Raw genomic sequence first — 18,939 nt, 5'->3', positions numbered from 1 at the left:
AGGCCAATATGAAAAGCCCCCAGTCACCTTGAGCGACTGGGGGCTTTTTTATGGCCCTATCTATAATTCGGACAAACAAACCGCCCCGGGCAGTCATTGCCTCGGGGCGTCTGATCCTGCTTTAGAAGTCCCAGCGAGTGCTGAGCATGAAGTTACGGGGTTCACCATAAGCGGCAGAATTGTAGAAGCCGATGTTGGTGTAATAGGACTTGTCGAAAACGTTGTTGATGTTCAGCGTCGCCGACACGTTTTTAGTGAATTGATAACGGGTCATCAGGTCCACCAACCAGTACGCTTCTTGAGAGAACTCCTCGTAGCCACCACGGGGAGAGTTATAGATATTCTGCCAGCCAACGCTCTGCCAGCGAGCGCCACCGCCAACGGTCAACTTGTCAAGATTACCCTTGAGCTTGTAAGTGGTGTACAGGCTGACCTGGTCTTCGGGTTCGAAAGTGGAAATCTTGACGTCTTTGTCGTCACGCACAATCTTGTGGGTATAGCCAGCCTGGAGCTGCCAGCCCGGAGCCAGTTCGCCGGACATCTCCAGCTCGTACCCCTTCGTCACGGCCTGGGTGCCTTTGAACGCGTAGTTCGAGGGGGTAGGTTTCAAGTTGTTGTAGTCATCGTCCGAAACGGAACGGTTGTCTTCATGGATCTCGAAGTAGGCCGCACTGGCGTTTACACGACCATCCAGGAAGTCGGCCTTTACACCCAGCTCCCAATTCTGGCCTTCGTCCGGCTCAAGCAGCTTGTTGTCCCTGTCGCGGTTATAGCTTTCCTGGGGCATGAAAATATCGGTGTAGCTGGCGTAAACCGAGTAGGTGTCATTCAGGTCGTACACCGCACCGACATAAGGTACGAAGCGTCCTGACTCGCGATAGGTAGGGTTGTAGCCGGTCACCGTGTAGTTGACTACCCGGCCACCGAGCAGCAGCTTCAGGTCGTCAGCAAGGTTCAGCCGTGTTGTCATGTACATGCCGGTCTGGCGGACGGTGTCGTCGATTTTCGATTGTGGTTTGCCCCAATCAGGTTGCGGTGCGTTGCCGTGCCAGTTATTGAAGTCCACCAGGTTGGGGGCGAGGTTCCAGTAGCCATTGCCATTCCATTCCGAAGCGCTGATGGAACCGCCGAATACCAGTTCATGCTCCCTGCCTCCCAGGCTGAAGGGGCCGCTTACATACAGATCGGCGGAGTCACTGACGGTTTCACCGGTGTATTTGCCCGAAGTCAGCTGTGACTTACCATCCAATCCCGGGGTGTCACCCTGAATGGAACCCATGAGTGCGTGGTAGCCGTTGATCTTGTGATCCAGTTGCAGTTTGGTTATCCAGCCATCCCCCAGGTCGTGCTCCAACATGGCGAAGACGGTGCGGGTGTATTGCTCCCAACTGCTCCAGTCGGCCGCGTTGTTGAACGAGCGCTTGACGTCGTTGCGATTACCCTGGGCGTCGATCAATGGGAAACTGCCCGACCAGGATGAGCCTTTCGGCAGGCTGTCCTGATAATCGCCGCCGACTGTCAGCAGGGTATCGGGAGACAGGTCGAACTCCATGATGCCGTAGTAAGTCGGGCTTTTGCGCTCGTAGCGGTCCATGAACGAGTGTTTGTCCTGATAGGCGGCGACGGCCCGGCCACGGATATTGCCGGTCTCGGTCAGCGGGCCACTCACATCCAACTCGCTGCGGTAGTTGTCCCACGAACCGGCACCCAGCGTGGCATGACCTTGGAACTCAGAGGTCGGCTTTTTGCGTACCAGGTTGATAGTGGCCCCCAGTGAACCAGCACCGGTCAGCAGGCCAGTCGCGCCCTTGAGTACTTCAACACGGTCGTAGATCGCCATGTCGCTCAGCGTGTTCCCCGCCGAGTAAGCCACGTTGCGTGCGGTGGAAGGGATCCCGTCATATTGGAAGTTGTTGATAGAGAAACCACGAGCGTAGTAGTTGCTGCGCTCAGTATCGAAGGCTGAAACGGTAATGCCCGGCGTGTGGCGCATCACGTCGTCGACACTGTTCAGGCCAAAGTCGTCCATGTGCTGACGCGTGACCACGGTCACCGATTGCGGGGTTTCCTTGGGTGTCAGGACCAGGCGCGTTGCGGTGGCAATCGAGCCTGGCGTATAGGAGCCGGTATTCTCGGTGACGTTACCCAGCATGTTGCCAGTGACTTGCGTCGGGCTCAGCTCCAGCCCACCACCACTACCAGCAGCAGTGACAGTCAAGGTGTTGCCGTTGAGGTTATAGGTGGTCTGGCTACCGGCCAGCAATGCATTGATGGCCTGCTGTGGCTGCATCTTGCCCTTGACGGCGGGGCTGTTCTTGCCCTGCACATCGCCCGGGCTGTAGAGCACTTGCACATTGGTCTGGCGGCCAAATTCCTGCAGTGCGCTCCCCAGCGACTGTGCAGGAATATTCAACTCGATCTCCTGGGCCTGCACATAGCCTGCAATCGGCATCGACACAGCCAACGCCAGGGTACTGGGCAAGAGGTTGATGTTCAGGGCCCGGCGCATGGATAGCGCTTTGCTCAGGGGGCTGAGACCGAGTCGTGCTGGCATGGATGCTTTCTCTTCTATGTTTTAAGTGGGCAATTCTAAGTGTTTATTGAGTTTAGTTCTCATTACCATTAGTGAGACGTTCCTACTTCGCAAAACCGGAAAAAATTATTCCGGTACTTCATGCAGGCTCCATCTCATGCACCACCTGACCGGCGCGCAGGCGCACCAAATGATCGGCGATGTCGAAATAACGGTCGTCGTGGCTGATCACGATGATGGTCTTGCCCAGGCGTTTGAGGTCCGGCAGCAGCTCGGTGTAGAAGATGCGGCGGAAGGCCGGGTCCTGGTCGGCGGCCCATTCGTCGAACACCAGTACCGGGCGCTCTTCCAGCCACGCATTGACCAGGGCCAGGCGCTTGCGTTGGCCGGTGGACAGGTCAGTGGTGCTGAATACACCGTCCTTGACGCTGACCTTGTGCGCGATTTCCAGGCGCTCAAGGTATTGGGTGGCGCTGTCCAGGGACTGGGTGGCACTGCCTTGTACCAGGTCATCGAACAGGTAATAGTCGGAAAACACCGTGGTGAACAACTGGCGATAATCGTCGCGCGCTGGGTCGGTCACCGCTGTACCGTTGAGCAGGATCTCACCCGCCTGAGGCGGATACAGGCCCAGCAGCAATTTGATCAGGGTGGTCTTGCCGCTGCCGTTCTCGCCGACGACAAACACGATATCGCCTTGTTTGATGCTCAGGTTGATCGGCCCCAGGTGGAACGGTTGGCTGCCTTCAACCGCTGGCGGGCTGTAGCTGACGCCGCGCAGTTCGAGGCTGTTGACCACAGGCTTCGGCGCTTCACTGTCGTCCATCAACAAGTGGGGCTCGGGCGAAGAAAAGCGCTCCGACAGTTCGCTGATGCGCCCAAAGGCAATCTTCGCCTTGCCAACGACGGGCAAATAGCCCAGCAGGTGTTCCAGCGGGCCTTTCATATACAGCAGTACCAGCACGAAGCCGGTAATCACGGTGGGATCGGGGTTGGGATTGTAGGCCTGCATCGCCAGGGCCAGGCCAATGACCACGAAGAACAGCATCGAGCCAAAGGTCTTGGCCAGGATATAGATGTTGACCGAACGCACCTGGATATCGCTGATACGGTCTGCGGTTTCCTGAATGCGGTGGGTGTTCATGCGAAACCTCCGCGGGCGGTGCATGCGCAGTTCCTTGGCGCCAGAAGCAATCGCATTGTAGTAACGCTGCAATTCATCTTCGTGGCTGCGGGCCAGATCGAAGCCCTGGATGCCTTTGCCACCCGCGATGAATTGCACGGCGCTGCCGATGATGATTGCGACCACCATCATCAGGAACATCGGCACGGACAGGTAGGCCAGGTAACCCAGGCATCCCAGGGTAACGGTGGCGGCGATGGCCAGGGGCGTGAAGGCAAAGGAAAAATCGCTGATGGTGTCCACGTCGTGGGTCAGCACCGGGATCAGGCGGTGAGAGCGATATTGCTCGATCTGCCCGATGGGCGCTGACAGCACTTTTTCACCCAGGTCCTTGCGCAGGGCGGCAATGATCCGTTGCCCGACGTAGTTGGTGCCGATGTCGGAAATAATCGAGCTGACCAGCGCCACCACGCACAATGCGGCGAAGGTCAACACCACACCCTGGGTCATGCCCCCCGCCGAATGCAGGGCATTGTTAATCGTCGCCAACAGCAAGGTAATGGCCAGGCCGCCCGCCATGCCAAGGGCGACGGAGACCGTCACGATGGTGCGAAAGGGCCTGAGCAATGCGAGCAAACCTTTGAAGGCGCCGCGCTTGGGGTCGGTCATAAATACTTCCCGGAAAGTGAAAAAGAGGGGGCTGGGCACACAGACCCTTACCCATGACAAACGAAGCTGTGGCGTGACTATTTAGCGCGGCGTGCCGGGCGGTGGCAGTGGGCGATAAATTGCCCGGGGCCTGGTTCGTTCTTGTTCTGTAGGCGCACGGTGCGTGGCCCTTTGAGCGAGAGCGAAACACATGACGAAAAAGAACCTGGTGTATGTCTGGTCCCTGAGAAACGCCGCCGCCGACAAGGCGGGGCAACCGGTGGCCTATAAAGACCACGAGCGCTATATGAAATCGGTGCTGGAGTTTCTGGTGGGCTCGCTCAACGACACGTCGCTGGGCGAGGCTTACAACCTCGTAGGCGTGGTGTATGACGACGATGAGCACAACCCGCGGGACCAGCAGTTGGTGGCGGACTATGGCTTTGCTTACCAGCCGGGTCGCCAGTGGTTGTACCCGGCGGATTTGCGTGTGCAAGGCACGTTGGTCAATGACCTGCTGCTCAGCGTGCCGTCGACCTATCGTCGCCTGCCACGGGGCAGCGCCGAACATGTCGCCGGCAAGCAGGATTTCGAGCGTCGGCTGCATGACACCCTGGTGGAGTTGAAGGCTGACATCGTGGTGCTGGATGGTTTGCTGGTGATCCTCGACGAACTGGTGCGCCCGGGTGCGCCGTTTGCACGGCGCATCATGAACATTCATCCGGGCATCACCCGCCTCGAGTCGCCTTACGAACGCCGTGGGGCGTACGCCACCTGGAATGCGCTGTACGGAGCACGTGGGCAGGCGATTACCGACTGGGCAACCAAGGCGACTCAGGCGTGCGAGCCGTTGTATTGGACCGGTGCGTCATTCCACTACGTGGATAACGGCATCGACTCGGGAGAGGTGTTCCACGACGTGCTCAAGACCGAGATTTCGCCCGAGGACACCATCCTTGAGTTGCGCTGGAACAACTTCAACAACAGCCTGTTCCCGGCATTGCATGAAGGCTTGGAGCTGTTGGCCAAACAAGGCTGAACCCTGTAGGAGCGAGCAAGAACTAGGCGTCCCCCTCGCTCCTACAAGGTATTAGAGTTCGCGTACTACCCGGAACCCAATCCAATCCCCCCGTGTTTGCGGGTAGATGTTGTTGCGATTGCCCGAGCGTGAAAACACCGGCGCCTCGCCCCAGTCATTGCCGCGAATCTGGTAGGCCTCGCAGTTGGGCTCCACCCAGGCACTGCCATCAGTTGGCGCGCCGACGTAGTTCGGATGCTCGCAATCAGCCACCCGCTCATACACATTGCCGTGCATGTCATACATGCCAAAGGCATTCGGTGGGTAGCTGCCCACGGGCGACGAATAGCTGTAGCCGTCCGCCGGGCCGTAGGTGTTGGCGTGCTGGGCGATGCTGTAGCCCTTGCCTTCGTCGAACGGGAAGGGGAACGGGCCGGTGGTGCCGGCGCGGGCGGCGTATTCGCGTTGGGCTTCGCTGACCATCTGGTACGTGTGCCCGGTCTTCTTCGACAGCCAGCTCACGTACTGCTTGATGTCGTCCATGTCCATGCACACCGCCGGCTGACGTGGCCCCTGGGGGTAGCGCGGCTTGCTGGCGATGCATTCGCGGCCGGGGCGGTCGTCGCCATTGGCGATCTTGACTCCGGTCTGACGCACGTAGCTGTCCCATTCGCCGGCGGTGATGTGGAAGCGGCTCATGGCGAACGGCTTGGCGAAGGTCACGGCATGCATGGGGCCTTCGTCGGGCTCGCGGCCCACTTCGTCTTCCGGGGTACCCATGGTGAAGGTGCCGGCGGGCAGCACCACCATTTCCGGGCAGTCCTTGCAGTCTTTGAAGACCTTGCCCGGTTGTGGGGCGGCGGCATGGGCCAGGCCGGGCAGCAGGGCGCCGCACAGGGCGGTGAGTGCCAGTGCGGTGAGCGGTTTGAGTCGGGATGGCGTCATGGAGGCGTCTCGTTCAAAGGGAAAAGGGGTCATAACCGCTGGCTCAGCAGGGTCATGAAGCGCTGGATCTCATCGGAGTTGTTAAGCAGGCCCGGCGAGGTGCGAATCACCGGGCCAACGTCACGCTCCACCGCGTCCACCACCACGCGGTTTTTCATCAGGTAGGCCGCGACGGCATCGCTGTCCTGGTTCTTGACCCGAAAGAAGGTGAAACCTGCTGACAGCTCGGGGCTGCGCGGCGTGACCAGTTCGATCTGCGGGTGGGCCAGCAGTTGGTCCTTGAGTTCGGTGTTGAGGGCATGGATGCGTGCCTGCACCGCTGCCTTGCCCAGTTGCAGGTGCAACTTGAAGGCTTCGTCGGCGGCCCAGCGATGTTCGAAGGCGTGGTAGCCGCCTGGCGTCATGGTCGTGGCGAAGTTTTTGTCTTCGGAGAAGGTCGGAATCATCGGCGTGACGTATTTGTTTTCGGTCTCGCGGGCGCACACCAGGCCGGTGCCCCGCGGGCCGAACATCCACTTGTGGGTGCCAGCGATGAAGAAGTCGCAGTGCATAGCGGGGAAGTCGAGGTCTTCCACGCCGAAGCCGTGCACACCATCGACGATATAAAGCAGTCGGTCCGGCTCGTCGCGGTTGCGGTTGTGTTCGTCCACCAGCTTGCCGATCTCACCGATGGGCAGTTTTACGCCGCTGCCGGATTGCACCCAGGTCATGCCCAGTACACGGGTGTTGGGGCGAATATTGCGCTGGATATTGCCCAGCACTTCATCGGCCGAGACCTGATTGGGGTTTTTGAACAGGCGTATCTTGCGAACCTGGGTCTGCTCCTTGCGTACCCGGAAGTCCAGGCTGAACTCGGTAGCGTAATGCTCATGCACCGTGGTGAGGATTTCCTGGTCGGCGCGCACCTTGATCCCGCCATAGATCATCGCCAGCCCTTCGGACGTGCTGCCGGTCAGGGCGATCTGCGCTGGCGTGGCGTTCAGGTAGCGGCCGGCCCACTCGCGTACCTGGCCCTCACGCTTCCAGGTTTCCTGCAGGTCCCAGTCCATGGCCAGGCCAGGGTTGCGGTCGATCTGTTGGCGGTAGCGTTCGATGGCCTCGCGCACGGGCCTGGGGTGCGAGGCCACCAGGAAGTTGGAAAAATGCAGGTAATTGGGGTCCTGGTTGAACAGTTGTTTCAATCCCGTCCATGGGTCGTTCGTGGCGGCGGCGACTGCCTGAGGCAGCAACGCGGTGCCCAGCGGCAGGCTCGCGGCAAAGACGCCGGCCTGCTTGAGAAATGTACGGCGGTCGGTCATGGACTTACTTCGTGGTGGTTAGCGGTTGGCCAAGGGTTTGGCGGCTTTTTTGACCTGGTCCCACACCCGCAGGAAGTTGCCTCCCCACAGCTTGGCGATATCGGCTTCGGAGTAGCCGCGCTGGATCAGTTCGGCAGTGACGTTGCGCACCTCGCCGACGTTCTCCCAGCCCTGGAGGCCGCCGCCGTCGTTGAAGTCCGAGGCAATGCCGACATGATCGATGCCGATCTTGCGCACGGTGTAGTCGATGGCGTCGCCGAGGTCCTTGAGGGTGGCCTTGGGCTCTTCCTCGAGAATGCCGTACAGCGCGCTGGCGTATTGGCCGAAGCGTTGCTCGGGCCAGGCGGCAATGATTGCATCGCCGGGCATCAGGGCCATGGCCAGATTCGGCAGTGGCGGCAGGTCGAACCGTGCGCGCAAGGTATTGAGCTTGTCCTGGGTCGGCTGGCTCAAGGGGCGCAGGTAGGCGGGGAAGCCCACCACCTGCACCACGCCGCCACTGTTCTTGATCAGTTGCAGTTCCTTGTCGCTGAGGTTGCGCGGGATATCCACTGACGCCCGAGGCGCCGAATGGGACGCCACCATCGGCGTGCGGCTCAACTGCGCGACCTGCTCCAGGGCCTTGGTCGACATCTGCGACACGTCGATGATCACCCCCAGGTCATTGAGGCGATGCACCGCTTGCTGGCCGATCGGCGACAGGCCTTCAAGGGCGTCGGGGGAGTCATTGAAAAACGGCAGCGGGCGCGACGAGTCGGACCAGGCGTTATTGCCGATGTAGCTGAACCCGAACATGCGCATGCCGCGTGCGGCCCATAGGTCCAGCTGGTTCAGGTCATTGCCCAGGGGGTAGGCGTTGAGCATGCTGATAAAAATCGCGAACTTGCCTTCGCCGTGCAAGCGGCGCATATCGTCCGGGGTGTAGGCGATGCCCACCTGGTTGGGAAAGTCGCGCACCATGCCGGAGATGATCTTATAGCGCACCTCCTGCTCGTGGCGGGCCTCTTCGACAAAACCATCGGTGGGTTTGTGCGGAGCGTTATCGCCGTTCCAGATTTCCGGCCAGCCGAAGATCGTCAGCGCGGCGCCCGACAATCGGCCGCGGGCGGCCTTGGCCAGGTCGAACTGGCCGCTGCCATCCTTGTCGGCCTCATTGCCCGCCGTGCCGAAATCCAGGGGCAGGGTGATGTGGCTGTCAAATGACAACAGGCGATCCTGCATTTCATTGGCCTGCTTGATCACCTCCAGCGGGTAGCCGGCGTTGCCCTTGAACCACTGATCCCAGACCAGCAAGCCAGCCCCGGCGCCGATAGCCAGGGCCAGCGGCAGGCCGATATACAGCGCCTTTTTCGAACGTGATTTTGTCATTGCCATCTCAGTCAGTTGAGGCCTTTGCTATCAGGGAAGGACGAGCGATGACGGGGGAAATTTAGGTGGCGGGGGCAGGGCGGTAAATTTCATCGGGTTGCAAACGTTCTAGCTCTGATCAAGCCGTTTCCTAAGGTAGCCAATGACAATCTCTCGACGTGGGTTCATCGCAGGCCTGGCGCTGACCGGTGCAGCGGTGCCTGCGGCCTTTTATGCCCATCGCGAGTTGACGCGGGAAGACGAGTTTCCCATCACCCCCGGCGAAGCTACGGTCGACCTCGCTGACACCCAGGGCCAGCACCTGGCGAACACCCTGCGGGGCGTCTGGAGCCTGCGCCTGGAAGGCCGCGATGCGGGCCTTGCGGGCCTGCCGCTGCAAGGCTTGGAGCTGCTGCTGGACATCGCTCCCCGTGGGCGTGGCCTGCGCGGTTACCTGGACACCGCCGAGCAGCTGCGTGCGGACGGCGAGCCGCGCTACCGCGTCTTGGGTGATGTGCTGACGGGCGAGGGCGCCGTGCTCTATTGGCGCTTGATCGACCGCGATTCCGCCGGCGGTGTGCCGGCCTATGAATTCAAAATGACCCTAGATGAAGTCTGGGCCGATTTCAGCAATGCCGGCAGCGCCACCCTCAGCGGGCACATCCTCGATCTTGAGCGGCCCTTGGCGCTGACCGAACGCGACAACCGTTTTATCGCCCACAAACAACTGTTCCCCGAAGCCCGCCAGCGCATCGGTCTCAACCCGACCTTGCTGGCCTGGCTGGTTTCCCCCGAGCATCGGCTGTTTCACCAACTGTGGCACGCCACCCGCGATCAGTGGCACAAGCTCTCCGAAGAAAAACGCGAGGCCCTGCGTGGCATCGGCTGGCAACCCGGGCCCCGTGGCCAGGAGCGCGACGCCCGCGGCAAGCGCAAGGACCGCAATGGGTCGGGCATCGACTTCTTCTTCATGCACCGCCATATGCTTGGCACCGCACGCTCCATGCAGGACTTGCCGTCCTGGCCGCAATTTCCCGAGCCGCAACCGCCGTTGGAGCGTGATCGCCTGGGCTTTGTGCGCTACTTCGACAACCACGACGGTTTCGCGCTGCCGCCCTGTTGGTCAGCGCCGGATGATGCCGACTACACCCAGTGGGTCAGCGATATCAAGGCCGCCCAGACCTACCACAGCAATTTCCAGGTGTGGGAATCCCAATACCGCGACCCGCGTTACCTGGCCAAGTTGACCCTGGGCCAGTTGGGCTCGGAAATGGAACTGGGCCTGCACGACTGGCTGCATATGCGTTGGGCCTCGGTGCCCCGCGACCCGTCCAACGGCGCCCCGGTACCCTTCGCCCGTGACCCCGCGGACTTTGCCCCACGTTGGTATGCGCCGGAGAACGACTTTCTGGGCGACCCGTTTTCATCCCATGTAAACCCGGTGTTCTGGCATTTCCACGGCTGGATCGATGACCGTATCGAAGACTGGTTTCGCGCCCACGAACGCTTCAACCCAGGCGAGGTGAGCCGCCTGGAAGTCAACGGCGTAGCCTGGTTTGCACAGGGCCGCTGGGTTGAAGTAGGCGACCCTTGGCTGGGACCGGACACCCATGGCTGCAGTACCACACCGGGGCTGCAACGAGGGCGTTCGATGGAAATGGATCCGGAAGTCATGAAGCTGGCCCTGCGCATTACCTTCGGCGCCGATGAGGACGTGCTCAAGGGGTTGTTCAAGCGCGTGCCGCGGCGGCCGTGGTATGCCCGACATTTGAAGGTCACGCACACGCTTTAAAACGTGTTGCAGGCGCTCTAGGTCACCGATATCGCTGCCGAATACAGCCCGCTGACACTTCGAGGATCCCCTATCTTGTTGATCAGGTATAACTCGTTGAATTCAGACACCGTGTACCCATCGGCCTTTTTGAGCGGCTGGAACAAATGGCTGGTCTGGCCACTATTGAGTGCACGCTCCATACCGCTGCGCATGTCCGCCTCCTTGGAGAATTTGACGAGCCCGAAGTTGGGGTCATAGTAAAACCAGATCTTTTGGTCCTTCGTGATTTTGACGCCAGCGGTAACACCGTGCTTTGAATTGCTGATAAGAAAGGCTTTGGAGGTGGTGGCCGTTGCCAAATCCGAGATGATCCTGTCGCAGGTCGCACTGCGGGTGAGCTGCCCAGAGTGAAAATCATCTCTGAGGGTGTTTTGAAATCTCTCCAGGCTGTCGCGGAACCTTTCAGTATTAGGGTGTTTGGGGTGCGCCAGACTGAGGAAGAAGTTGCTGATCAAGGTGTTTTCCGAGCCATCGAGCATGGCCATAGCCATGGTATTCGCCAACGCGGCGCAGCCGCCCTCGGATGCAACGTTGACCTGGCTCAGGTAATACCCTTGCGGCATGGCGATCAAAGTGCCATGGGCGGCGGTCATGTCATCAGCGAATTTTCTGCTTAGCTCTAAGCTGGTTTCCATTGCTCGTTTTTGCAAATGCTTGAACAGAGCCCCGACTTCGGCAGACGTCAGCTTCGGGTCCAGTATCAGTTCGCGCAATTGATGCATTTTCATTGTCGGTGAGAAGCCGTTGATCCCGTCCGGAGCCCCCCTTGCGAGCGCCTCTTCAAACTGCAATTGTTCTGGCGTCGCGGGCTTGCCGGGCAATGGCTTTGTGGGCGGAATGAGCTTTTCGTAGAGTGTTTTGACTTTGCCTGGCAGCGCCTCCAGCTCGTCGATACGCCTGGACAGGCTACCCAGTACCTCGGGTGACGCGGTGGCGTCCGTGGCCAGTTTTTTCAACTGAGTGATGCCCAGCTCTGCTGAATAGCCAGAAATGCTGGCCGGGGCGAGCGTGTTGTACCCCTGATTGAATGCCGCGTGGCCTGTGGTGGTTGCTTTTGCTGCGTCAACTGCGTCGTTGAAGGCCTCCGGTATGGGTATGCCGGGTTTTGCCGGGTTGAACCAGTTGGCGACCCACTCGCTGAGGGTGCCGTTGATTTCACCCTGGGTTGCCAGGACTCTCGGCGTGAAGCCATTCACCGGCGTGCCGTAGGGTTGACGGGTGATGGGGTCGTAGTGGTGCCACTGATCGTTTTTGAATACCACAACACTATCAACCGAGCGCCCGCCGGAGGTGATCGAACCGAGCAATGCATTGCCATGCTCCTGGCTGATAGCCTTCAACCAATCATGGGCTTTATCCGTGTTTCGTATGTTGGCCAGCCACGCGGTGCTTTTGGTCAACCCTTTGCTCAGCAGGTTTGCGCCGCCAATGGCCAGGTCAGCCAGCCCGTCCAGAGGGTTGAAGTTGCTCAAGGTGACCATGCCGATGACTTTGCCCGTTCGCGCGACCTTGGTGGCAAGGGATGCGGCACTGCCGGCGACCTTGGTGAGTTTGCCGATATTGGCCGCGCCCGCTGTGAGAAAGCCAAACACATCCAGGGCCAAGTCAAACCCGCCCTCGACGTTGTTGCCTTTTTTAAAGTTTTCAATTGCCGAGCGGAAAGGAATCAAGTTCATGAAGAAATCGTTTACCTGATTGATTTTCTCGTTCGCCAGGTCCTGGGTCGTCTGCCCTCTGGCGTATTTCTTGATATCCGGGTCATCGAGATTGAAATGCTCAACGAAGGCATCAGCAATGTCTTGCGTGCGGTCGGTAGCAAAACTATCAATAGCTGCGTCAGTTGCGCCGGCGCGTTCGTTTGCGTGGTCGGCACTGACGCTTTTGGGGACGAACACGCTGGTGTTGAACGCTACATTCGCCTCCCTGGATTCACGTTCTTTCAGCGCCCACATTTCAATGGGCACGATTTCGCCTTTGGTCGGGTCGATACGGTAGCCGCTGGATTGCCCGTCGCGTTCAATTTTCACCAGCAGGTTTTTTTCATACACCGGGTCGGACTTGCTCCAGAAACCCAACTCAGTGGATGAGTTTCGATAATACGTAACTTTGCCGTACTCAAAGTTTCTACGGTCTTCCAGGGGGAGCTGCGCGATCAGGTGTTTGACCGTCGTGGCGAGGGCGATCTTTTTCTTCTTGATTGTTTCCTCAAAGCGCTTTTCGAAGTTATCGCTCACACCAAATCGGTAGCGGGCGTTCAAGTCGTTGATCGGTACACGTTTGTTCGCGGCTTCAAAGAGATAGGGCAATCTCAGATCCATCATTGCGATGTCGAGCATCGAATGCAGGCCGGGTAGCCATGTGTGTGCCTTGTTCTGCCCTCTGCGCGGAATGTTGCTGGTCTTGATCAGTTTTTGTTTGAACAGATCACCCAGGTCGCCATACCGTTCCACCAGTACGGCCATGGCCATCTTTTCTCGGGTGGGCAATTCCAGATCCAAGGCGGCAGAGGCGCCTAGCATGTCCTGCTGTCGGGCTGTGAAGGTGGTTTTCAGGGTTTCCAGCTCTTGCACGGTGTATTGCGTGTCGTCCTTGCGGGCAATTACGTTATGGCAAACCCCCCAATCTACCAGCGCTGCTGTACGAGCTTGCGCAGCCGCCTCGGGTTGCGCCACCCTTGCATGTTCGCCTTCCTGCATCACTTGGGCAAACGTCATGTTCGGGACTTTCCCCGGCGTACTCGCTTCAATGCTCGCCACGGTAATGACCAGGTTCAGCCAGGCTGGGCTGCCGTGCCTCACGGAGGGCGGTATGTCTTTGATCAGGTAAACAGGGGCCTTCTTGGCCAGCAACACATACGCAGCCACTTTGGACAGCACAGGGCTGATCCTGCCACTGTCGACCAAATGCTTGCTCAACGTATCCAGCACTGTAGACGCGGGTTTGCCCCAGTGGCGCGCGTGCGCCAGGTCAAACCCCGCCACGTTATTACGTTGAGGGGCGGTAATGGATTCGGGGTCCAGTTGCAACTGAATGGCAGCCATCAGGTAGTCGGTGGCGCTGTTGGCAGTGGCGATACCGCCGGATTGCTCCTGCAGGTGTTTACCCAGCGTTTGGCCTGCGGAGGAACTGAGCAGGGCCTCCAGTGCTTGCGCGGGGTCACTTTGTACCTCGGGGGTTAGCGGGTGCTGGGCCAGCAAGGCATCCAGGGCGTTCAGGTAGTCAGACCTCATGGAGATAATGCGTAGTCGGCTCTGCTCAGCCTGGCTCAGGGGTATTGACCACGACAACGCGCCACCAAAATTACCCATCGGCTGCGTCAGGGCTTCCTGTTTCACCGTCTTTATCAGCTCGGTCAGCGAAAGTTGGGTGGTAGGTATCGGCCAGCCCTTGGCCCTGATAAAGCTCTCCAGTGTCGCGCCTTCACTGGGGCGCACAGGGAACGATGAGTCAGGATGAATATCCAGGGGGGCTCTCAAGGCAGCCAGTATCGCTTGAGGCGTGGTGTTCACATCCAATTGCTTCGCGATGTCTCCGAGTTTCGTGGTCAGCGTTTGCAGGTCGTGTCTGTCGCCGAACCCTTCCTTGTAGGTTTTCGGTGCAGGCGCGTGCGTCGCGCCAGCCAAGGCAGGGGGAGTGGTTAGCGGCTCGATCAGCGGTGGCTGGCGAGGTGGCCCATCGGGCTTGGTAGAGTGGAAAGGGACGTCATACCAGTGGGGGTTGGCTTGCTTGGTCGTACTGAGCATGGGCGGGGACCTGTAAGGCGAATATCCAATAGGCAAGTTTCCTGAGGAGTGCGTCTGAATTTCAGACGCATTGTTGGGTGAAGGAAAAAGCTGCGAGAGTTCCGCTCGGGCAAAGGATGGAGTGTGACCAATAGCGACATGCGGTTAGTCGCGTTTCGGTGGTCTGGACACCCTTCAGGCTCGCTCTTGTTCCCGTAATTGCGCACTCATCTCATCGCAACTGCATGACCAGTCGCTGAGCCATTGCGGCATCGGCGGCGAGGTGTCGTCCAACCCCAGCTCGCGGACGAACTCGGAAGGGGGCAGGGTGCCCTTGGCGGAGCGAAACAACCCACGCATCACCACCACGCCGACCACTCGCCCATTGCTGACGAAACGGTGCTCCATCAGGTTCCACTTGTGGTCCCAGCCGAGAATGCGAGTGTGCACTTCGAATGCTTCGAACAGCTTCAATTCCCGGCGAAACTTGCCCCAGGTATCGCCGACTATCGGCATGGCCTTGTGGCGCAGGGCCACGCGAAAGGCGCCGGTGCGCAGCACAAAATCCATGCGCGCCACGTCGGCCAGGGTGAAATATCGGCCATTGGTGACATGCCGGTTCAGGTCCAGATCCAGGGGCCAGACCCGCATGCGCACCACTGTGGTGGCCAGGCCATGGACCGGTTTGCGCCAGGGGCGGCGCAACAGCATATGCAGTAATCGAAACCAGAGATTCATAAAGACGCCAGACAGTTGATCAATGGCTGCACTGTACGGAGCCGGAATCGGCTAAGGTAGATGCGTAAATGACTTATTACATGCGAAAAGTGCAAGCTGGAGTTTTTACATGCACGTCACCTTGCTCCTGGCGGACCAATGCTCCGCTGCCAGTGCCACCCTGGCCATGGAAATGCTCAGCGCGGCCAATCTCTTCGCCGACAGCCCGCCCTTCGAGGTGACGCTGGCGTCCCTGGACGGCCTGCCGGTGACGGCGTGGGGCGGGCAATGCCTGCAAGTGCAGGGTTCACTGGCGCAGATCGCGCATACCGACCTGGTGCTGATTCCCGGTTTTCTCTTTACCCTCAAAGAAGCCATGCCGACGTTCGCCACCTACGGCCCCTGGTTGCGTGAGCAGCATGGGCAAGGCGCTGTGTTGGCTTCGATGTGCACGGCGGCGTTCATGCTGGCCGAGACGGGGTTATTGCACGGCTTGCGTGCGACGACCCACTGGGCATTTGCCGGGTTCTTCCGGCGTCGATATGCCCAGGTCAGCCTGGATGAGCGGCAGATCCTCTGCGAAGAGAATCGGCTGGTCACGTGCGGTGGCGCCACGGCGGCGATGGATTTGATGCTGCACCTGATCCGCCGTTTCGGCTCGCCGGAGCTGGCTCATACCTGCGGCAAGTACTTGCTGATCGATGCCGGGCGCACCGAACAGTCGGCCTATGCGATGTGGTCGTTGCCCAAGAGCCACGGTGATGCGCAGATCCTGCGTGTGCAACATTGGTTGGAGCAGCACTTTGCGCAGTCGTTGGTGATCGACGAGGTTGCCCAGCGCTTTGGCTTTGGCGTGCGTAATTTCAAGCGGCGCTTCAAGGATGCCACGGGGTGCACGCCGATTGGTTATCTGCAGAGCCTGCGTCTGGAGCGAGCCAAGCAGATGCTTGAGTCGACACGTATGACGCTCGATAGCATCACGTATGCGGTGGGTTATGAAGACAGTAATTCGTTTAGGCGGTTGTTTCAGCAGCGGGTGGGGATGCTGCCGGCGGCGTATCGCAAGAAGTTCCTGATCGCCCAGGGTGTGAAGACGACCTGATACACCCACGATCCCAATGTGGGCGTTGGCTTGCCTGCGATGGCGGCCTGACAGCGTGTGATGTAGAGACTTTGCAAATCGAAGACGAAAAAAAACCGGCTGATCAGGCCGGTTTGGGGTGTCCCGCCAACAGTGCGGGGTTATACGTGGGTGCTCAGCAGACGCTCGGCACCCCCTTCAGCGAGACCACGTTCCTGCAAGCGATCAGCACCGCCTTCAGCCAGACCACGTTCCTGCAAGCGATCAGCACCGCCTTCAGCCAGACCACGTTCTTGCAAGCGATCAGCACCGCCTTCAGCCAGACCACGTTCCTGCAAGCGATCAGCACCGCCTTCAGCCAGGCCACGTTCCTGCAAGCGATCAGCACCGCCTTCAGCCAGGCCACGTTCCTGCAAGCGATCAGCGCCGCCTTCAGCCAGACCACGTTCTTGCAGGCGATCCGCGCCACCTTCGGCAACACGGGTTTCTATCAGGCGATCCGCGCCGCCTTCAGCGACAACCGGGTGGGCAAAAGCGTTTGCAGCGAGTACCGAGAAAGCGAGGCTAAGCAGGATTTGGCGTTTCATGATGGTGTGCTCCGAGTATTTAAGTTGGGTGCCGTTTGGCATGGGTTTGATGTTACGCGTTGCATTTTTTAAGAGAACTTCATTGCGCTGATGGTGACTATCGATGCCAACGATGGTCCCGCTGGCGGGACCATCACTGCGACCGTCATGGCATTTGCGGCAGTTCGTTGGGGCGCAGGTCAAACACCAGCACTTCGGCGTCTTCGCCATGGCTCAAGCGGATCTGGCGTTCGTCCCGTACGCGTACACCGTCGCCTTCCTGCAAGCGCTGGCCGTTAAGCTCAATGCTGCCGCGCGCCACATGGATGTAGGCGTAGCGATCCGGTGCCAGTTCCAGGCGGGCACTTTCGTCAGCGTCGAACAGGCCGGCATACACCCGTGCGTCCTGGCGCACTTTCAGCGAACCGTTGGCACCCTCTGGCGAGATGATCAACTGCAAGCGCCCACGTTTTTGCGCTTCAGTGAAATGCTCTTGCTGATAGCGCGGTTTGGCGCCGGCTTCGTTGGGCACGATCCAGATTTGCAGGAAGTGCACGCCGTGACGCTGGCTGTGGTTGAACTCGCTGTGGGCCACGCCGCTGCCCGCGCTCATCAGTTGCACATCGCCGGGGCGGATCACCGAGCCGGTGCCCAGGGTGTCTTTGTGCTCCAGCGCACCTTCGAGCACGTAGGAGAAGATCTCCATGTCGCGGTGCGGGTGCTGGCCGAAGCCTTTGCCTGCGGCGACGCGGTCATCATTGATCACCAGCAGGTCGGAAAAACCCTGTTCCTTGGGGTTCCAGTAGTTGGCGAATGAGAAGGTATGAAACGACTTCAACCAACCGTGATTGGCGGCGCCGCGTTCGGAAGCTTTGCGAAGGGTCAGCATGGTCCAGTCCTCAAGTGAGCGCGGGCTGCGAGATGCAGGACGCTTGCGTTGAGAAGAAGGTTAATGGTTAACGAATGATTGATTAAGAAGATGAAAATAGAATAACTGTTGCTTTCAGGTTGACAGTTAAAGTCGTGCCATAATGCTCGCCGCACTCCTTCTCGATGGACATTTCCCGCTTATGAAAACCGTGGCCATGGCGCTGTTCCCGGACTTCCTGCTGCTCGACATGGCCGGGCCGCTGGAAGTGTTTTCGATTGCCAACCGCTACCTGCCAGCGGCCGATCACTACCAGATCCTGACCATCGGCACTGAGCCCGGCCCGTTGCAGGCCTCCAATGGCGTGAGCGTGCAGACCGACCTGCTGTTGGAACAGGCCCAGGCGGCTTATGACTTGCTGTTGGTGCCGGGCGGCCCCGGCGCCTATAACGAATGCCACCCCGCGCTGTTGCCGTGGCTCAAAGCTGCGGCGCTACGGGCTCGGCGTTTTGGCTCGATCTGCACCGGCGCTTTTGTGCTTGGCCACGCAGGCTTGCTCGACGGGCACCGCGTGACCACCCATTGGCACTACACCGAGCGGTTGATCAAGGCGTTTCCCAACGCCATCGTCGAAACCGACCGCATCTATTTGCAGGACGGGCGCCTGATCACCTCTGGGGGCGTCACTGCGGGTATCGACCTGGCCCTGTCGGTCGTTGCCCAGGACCATGGCAAGCAAGTGGCGGTGGACGTAGCCAAGGTGCTGCTGGTGGTGATGAAACGCCAGGGCGGCCAGGCCCAGTTCAGCCCGATGACTGCCGCCGTGGCGCCCCAGGAAACCCCGATCACCCGTGTGCAGAACCACGTCCTGGCGCATCTGGATCAACCCTTTACCATCGAGTCCATGGCTGAGTTGGCCGGGATGAGCGCGCGCCACTTTGCGCGGCTGTTCGCCAAGGACGTGCAGATGACGCCCATGGCGTTCCTGCAGGGCGCGCGTATCGACCGGGCCCGGCACCTGCTGGAAACCACCGACCTGCCGCTCAAGACCGTGGCCTTCCACGCCGGCTTTGGCAGCGTGCGGCATATGCGCTTTCTGTTCAGCGAAAAGCTCGGGCTGAACCCTACCCAATACCGACAACAGTTCAGTTAACGACACCCTGTCCGTCTCAGGCACCCTATTGTCCGTATTGCTCCCCGTGCCAGCATTGTCCTGTCATCGCCAACTGGCAAGATAGC

13 protein-coding genes are annotated in these 18,939 nt (G+C 59.6%); 4 read left to right on the top strand and 9 right to left on the bottom strand.

All coding sequences use genetic code 11. From position 1 onward, the window contains the following. Window positions 1-121 precede the first annotated feature (121 nt). Window positions 122-2,554: a TonB-dependent siderophore receptor gene (locus tag AB4P90_RS16885; RefSeq protein ID WP_173877515.1), complete on the bottom strand. Its 2,433-nt coding sequence runs from the start codon at window positions 2,552-2,554 to the stop codon at window positions 122-124. A gap of 118 nt (window positions 2,555-2,672) precedes the next feature. After that, window positions 2,673-4,325, bottom strand: a complete 1,653-nt coding sequence (locus tag AB4P90_RS16880) for a cyclic peptide export ABC transporter (RefSeq protein ID WP_014718819.1) — start codon at window positions 4,323-4,325, stop codon at window positions 2,673-2,675. Window positions 4,326-4,515: 190 nt separating this feature from the next. Between AB4P90_RS16880 and AB4P90_RS16875 the strand changes: the two genes are divergently transcribed. Continuing rightward, window positions 4,516-5,343, top strand: coding sequence for a N(5)-hydroxyornithine transformylase PvdF (locus AB4P90_RS16875; protein WP_014718818.1), 828 nt, complete (start codon window positions 4,516-4,518; stop codon window positions 5,341-5,343). 51 nt (window positions 5,344-5,394) lie between these two features. Here AB4P90_RS16875 and AB4P90_RS16870 read toward each other — a convergent pair whose 3' ends face one another. Genes AB4P90_RS16870 through pvdM form a run of 3 tightly spaced genes read right to left on the bottom strand, consistent with a single transcriptional unit; the run spans window position 5,395 to window position 8,933 of the window. Beyond that, window positions 5,395-6,267: a formylglycine-generating enzyme family protein gene (locus tag AB4P90_RS16870; protein WP_014718817.1), complete on the bottom strand. Its 873-nt coding sequence runs from the start codon at window positions 6,265-6,267 to the stop codon at window positions 5,395-5,397. Window positions 6,268-6,296: 29 nt separating this feature from the next. Beyond that, window positions 6,297-7,565: an aminotransferase class V-fold PLP-dependent enzyme gene (locus AB4P90_RS16865; RefSeq protein WP_014718816.1), complete on the bottom strand. Its 1,269-nt coding sequence runs from the start codon at window positions 7,563-7,565 to the stop codon at window positions 6,297-6,299. A gap of 18 nt (window positions 7,566-7,583) precedes the next feature. After that, a complete protein-coding gene (pvdM, locus tag AB4P90_RS16860) occupies window positions 7,584-8,933 on the bottom strand; it encodes a pyoverdine-tailoring dipeptidase-like protein PvdM (RefSeq protein ID WP_395605167.1) in 1,350 nt (449 codons plus the stop codon). A gap of 142 nt (window positions 8,934-9,075) precedes the next feature. Here pvdM and AB4P90_RS16855 point away from each other — a divergent pair, with 142 nt between their 5' ends. Further along, the gene (locus AB4P90_RS16855; protein ID WP_019816837.1) at window positions 9,076-10,704 is read left to right on the top strand and encodes a hypothetical protein; all 1,629 of its coding nucleotides are present in this window, start codon (window positions 9,076-9,078) and stop codon (window positions 10,702-10,704) included. A 17-nt stretch (window positions 10,705-10,721) separates the two neighbouring features. On the opposite strand, the gene AB4P90_RS16850 is transcribed toward AB4P90_RS16855, so the two are convergent. Then, a complete protein-coding gene (locus AB4P90_RS16850) occupies window positions 10,722-14,489 on the bottom strand; it encodes a hypothetical protein (protein ID WP_019816838.1) in 3,768 nt (1,255 codons plus the stop codon). Between the two features lie 174 nt (window positions 14,490-14,663). Then, entirely contained in the window at window positions 14,664-15,206 is a 543-nt protein-coding gene (locus tag AB4P90_RS16845; RefSeq protein ID WP_014718812.1) for a thioesterase family protein, read from the bottom strand. A gap of 109 nt (window positions 15,207-15,315) precedes the next feature. On the opposite strand from AB4P90_RS16845, the gene AB4P90_RS16840 reads away from it, so the two are divergent. Beyond that, on the top strand, window positions 15,316-16,287 hold the full coding sequence (locus AB4P90_RS16840) for a GlxA family transcriptional regulator (protein WP_032901732.1): 972 nt from the start codon (window positions 15,316-15,318) through the stop codon (window positions 16,285-16,287). 140 nt (window positions 16,288-16,427) lie between these two features. Here AB4P90_RS16840 and AB4P90_RS16835 read toward each other — a convergent pair whose 3' ends face one another. Both AB4P90_RS16835 and AB4P90_RS16830 read right to left on the bottom strand, forming a co-directional pair. Beyond that, window positions 16,428-16,853 carry a hypothetical protein gene (locus AB4P90_RS16835; RefSeq protein WP_168224286.1) on the bottom strand — a complete coding sequence of 142 codons (426 nt, stop codon included), beginning with the start codon at window positions 16,851-16,853 and terminating at the stop codon, window positions 16,428-16,430. A gap of 145 nt (window positions 16,854-16,998) precedes the next feature. After that, the gene (locus AB4P90_RS16830) at window positions 16,999-17,721 is read right to left on the bottom strand and encodes a pirin family protein (protein ID WP_014718809.1); all 723 of its coding nucleotides are present in this window, start codon (window positions 17,719-17,721) and stop codon (window positions 16,999-17,001) included. A 181-nt stretch (window positions 17,722-17,902) separates the two neighbouring features. On the opposite strand from AB4P90_RS16830, the gene AB4P90_RS16825 reads away from it, so the two are divergent. Then, window positions 17,903-18,853 (top strand): GlxA family transcriptional regulator, encoded by a 951-nt coding sequence (locus tag AB4P90_RS16825; protein ID WP_395605166.1) that lies wholly within the window; start codon window positions 17,903-17,905, stop codon window positions 18,851-18,853. Window positions 18,854-18,939 lie beyond the last annotated feature (86 nt).

Origin of the sequence: Pseudomonas sp. B16120, assembly GCF_044218845.1 — a bacterium.
Taxonomy (GTDB): Bacteria; Pseudomonadota; Gammaproteobacteria; order Pseudomonadales; family Pseudomonadaceae; genus Aquipseudomonas; species Aquipseudomonas paracarnis.
Note: the sequence above shows the minus strand (reverse complement) of the source record. Positions and strands in the feature narration are given on the sequence as shown.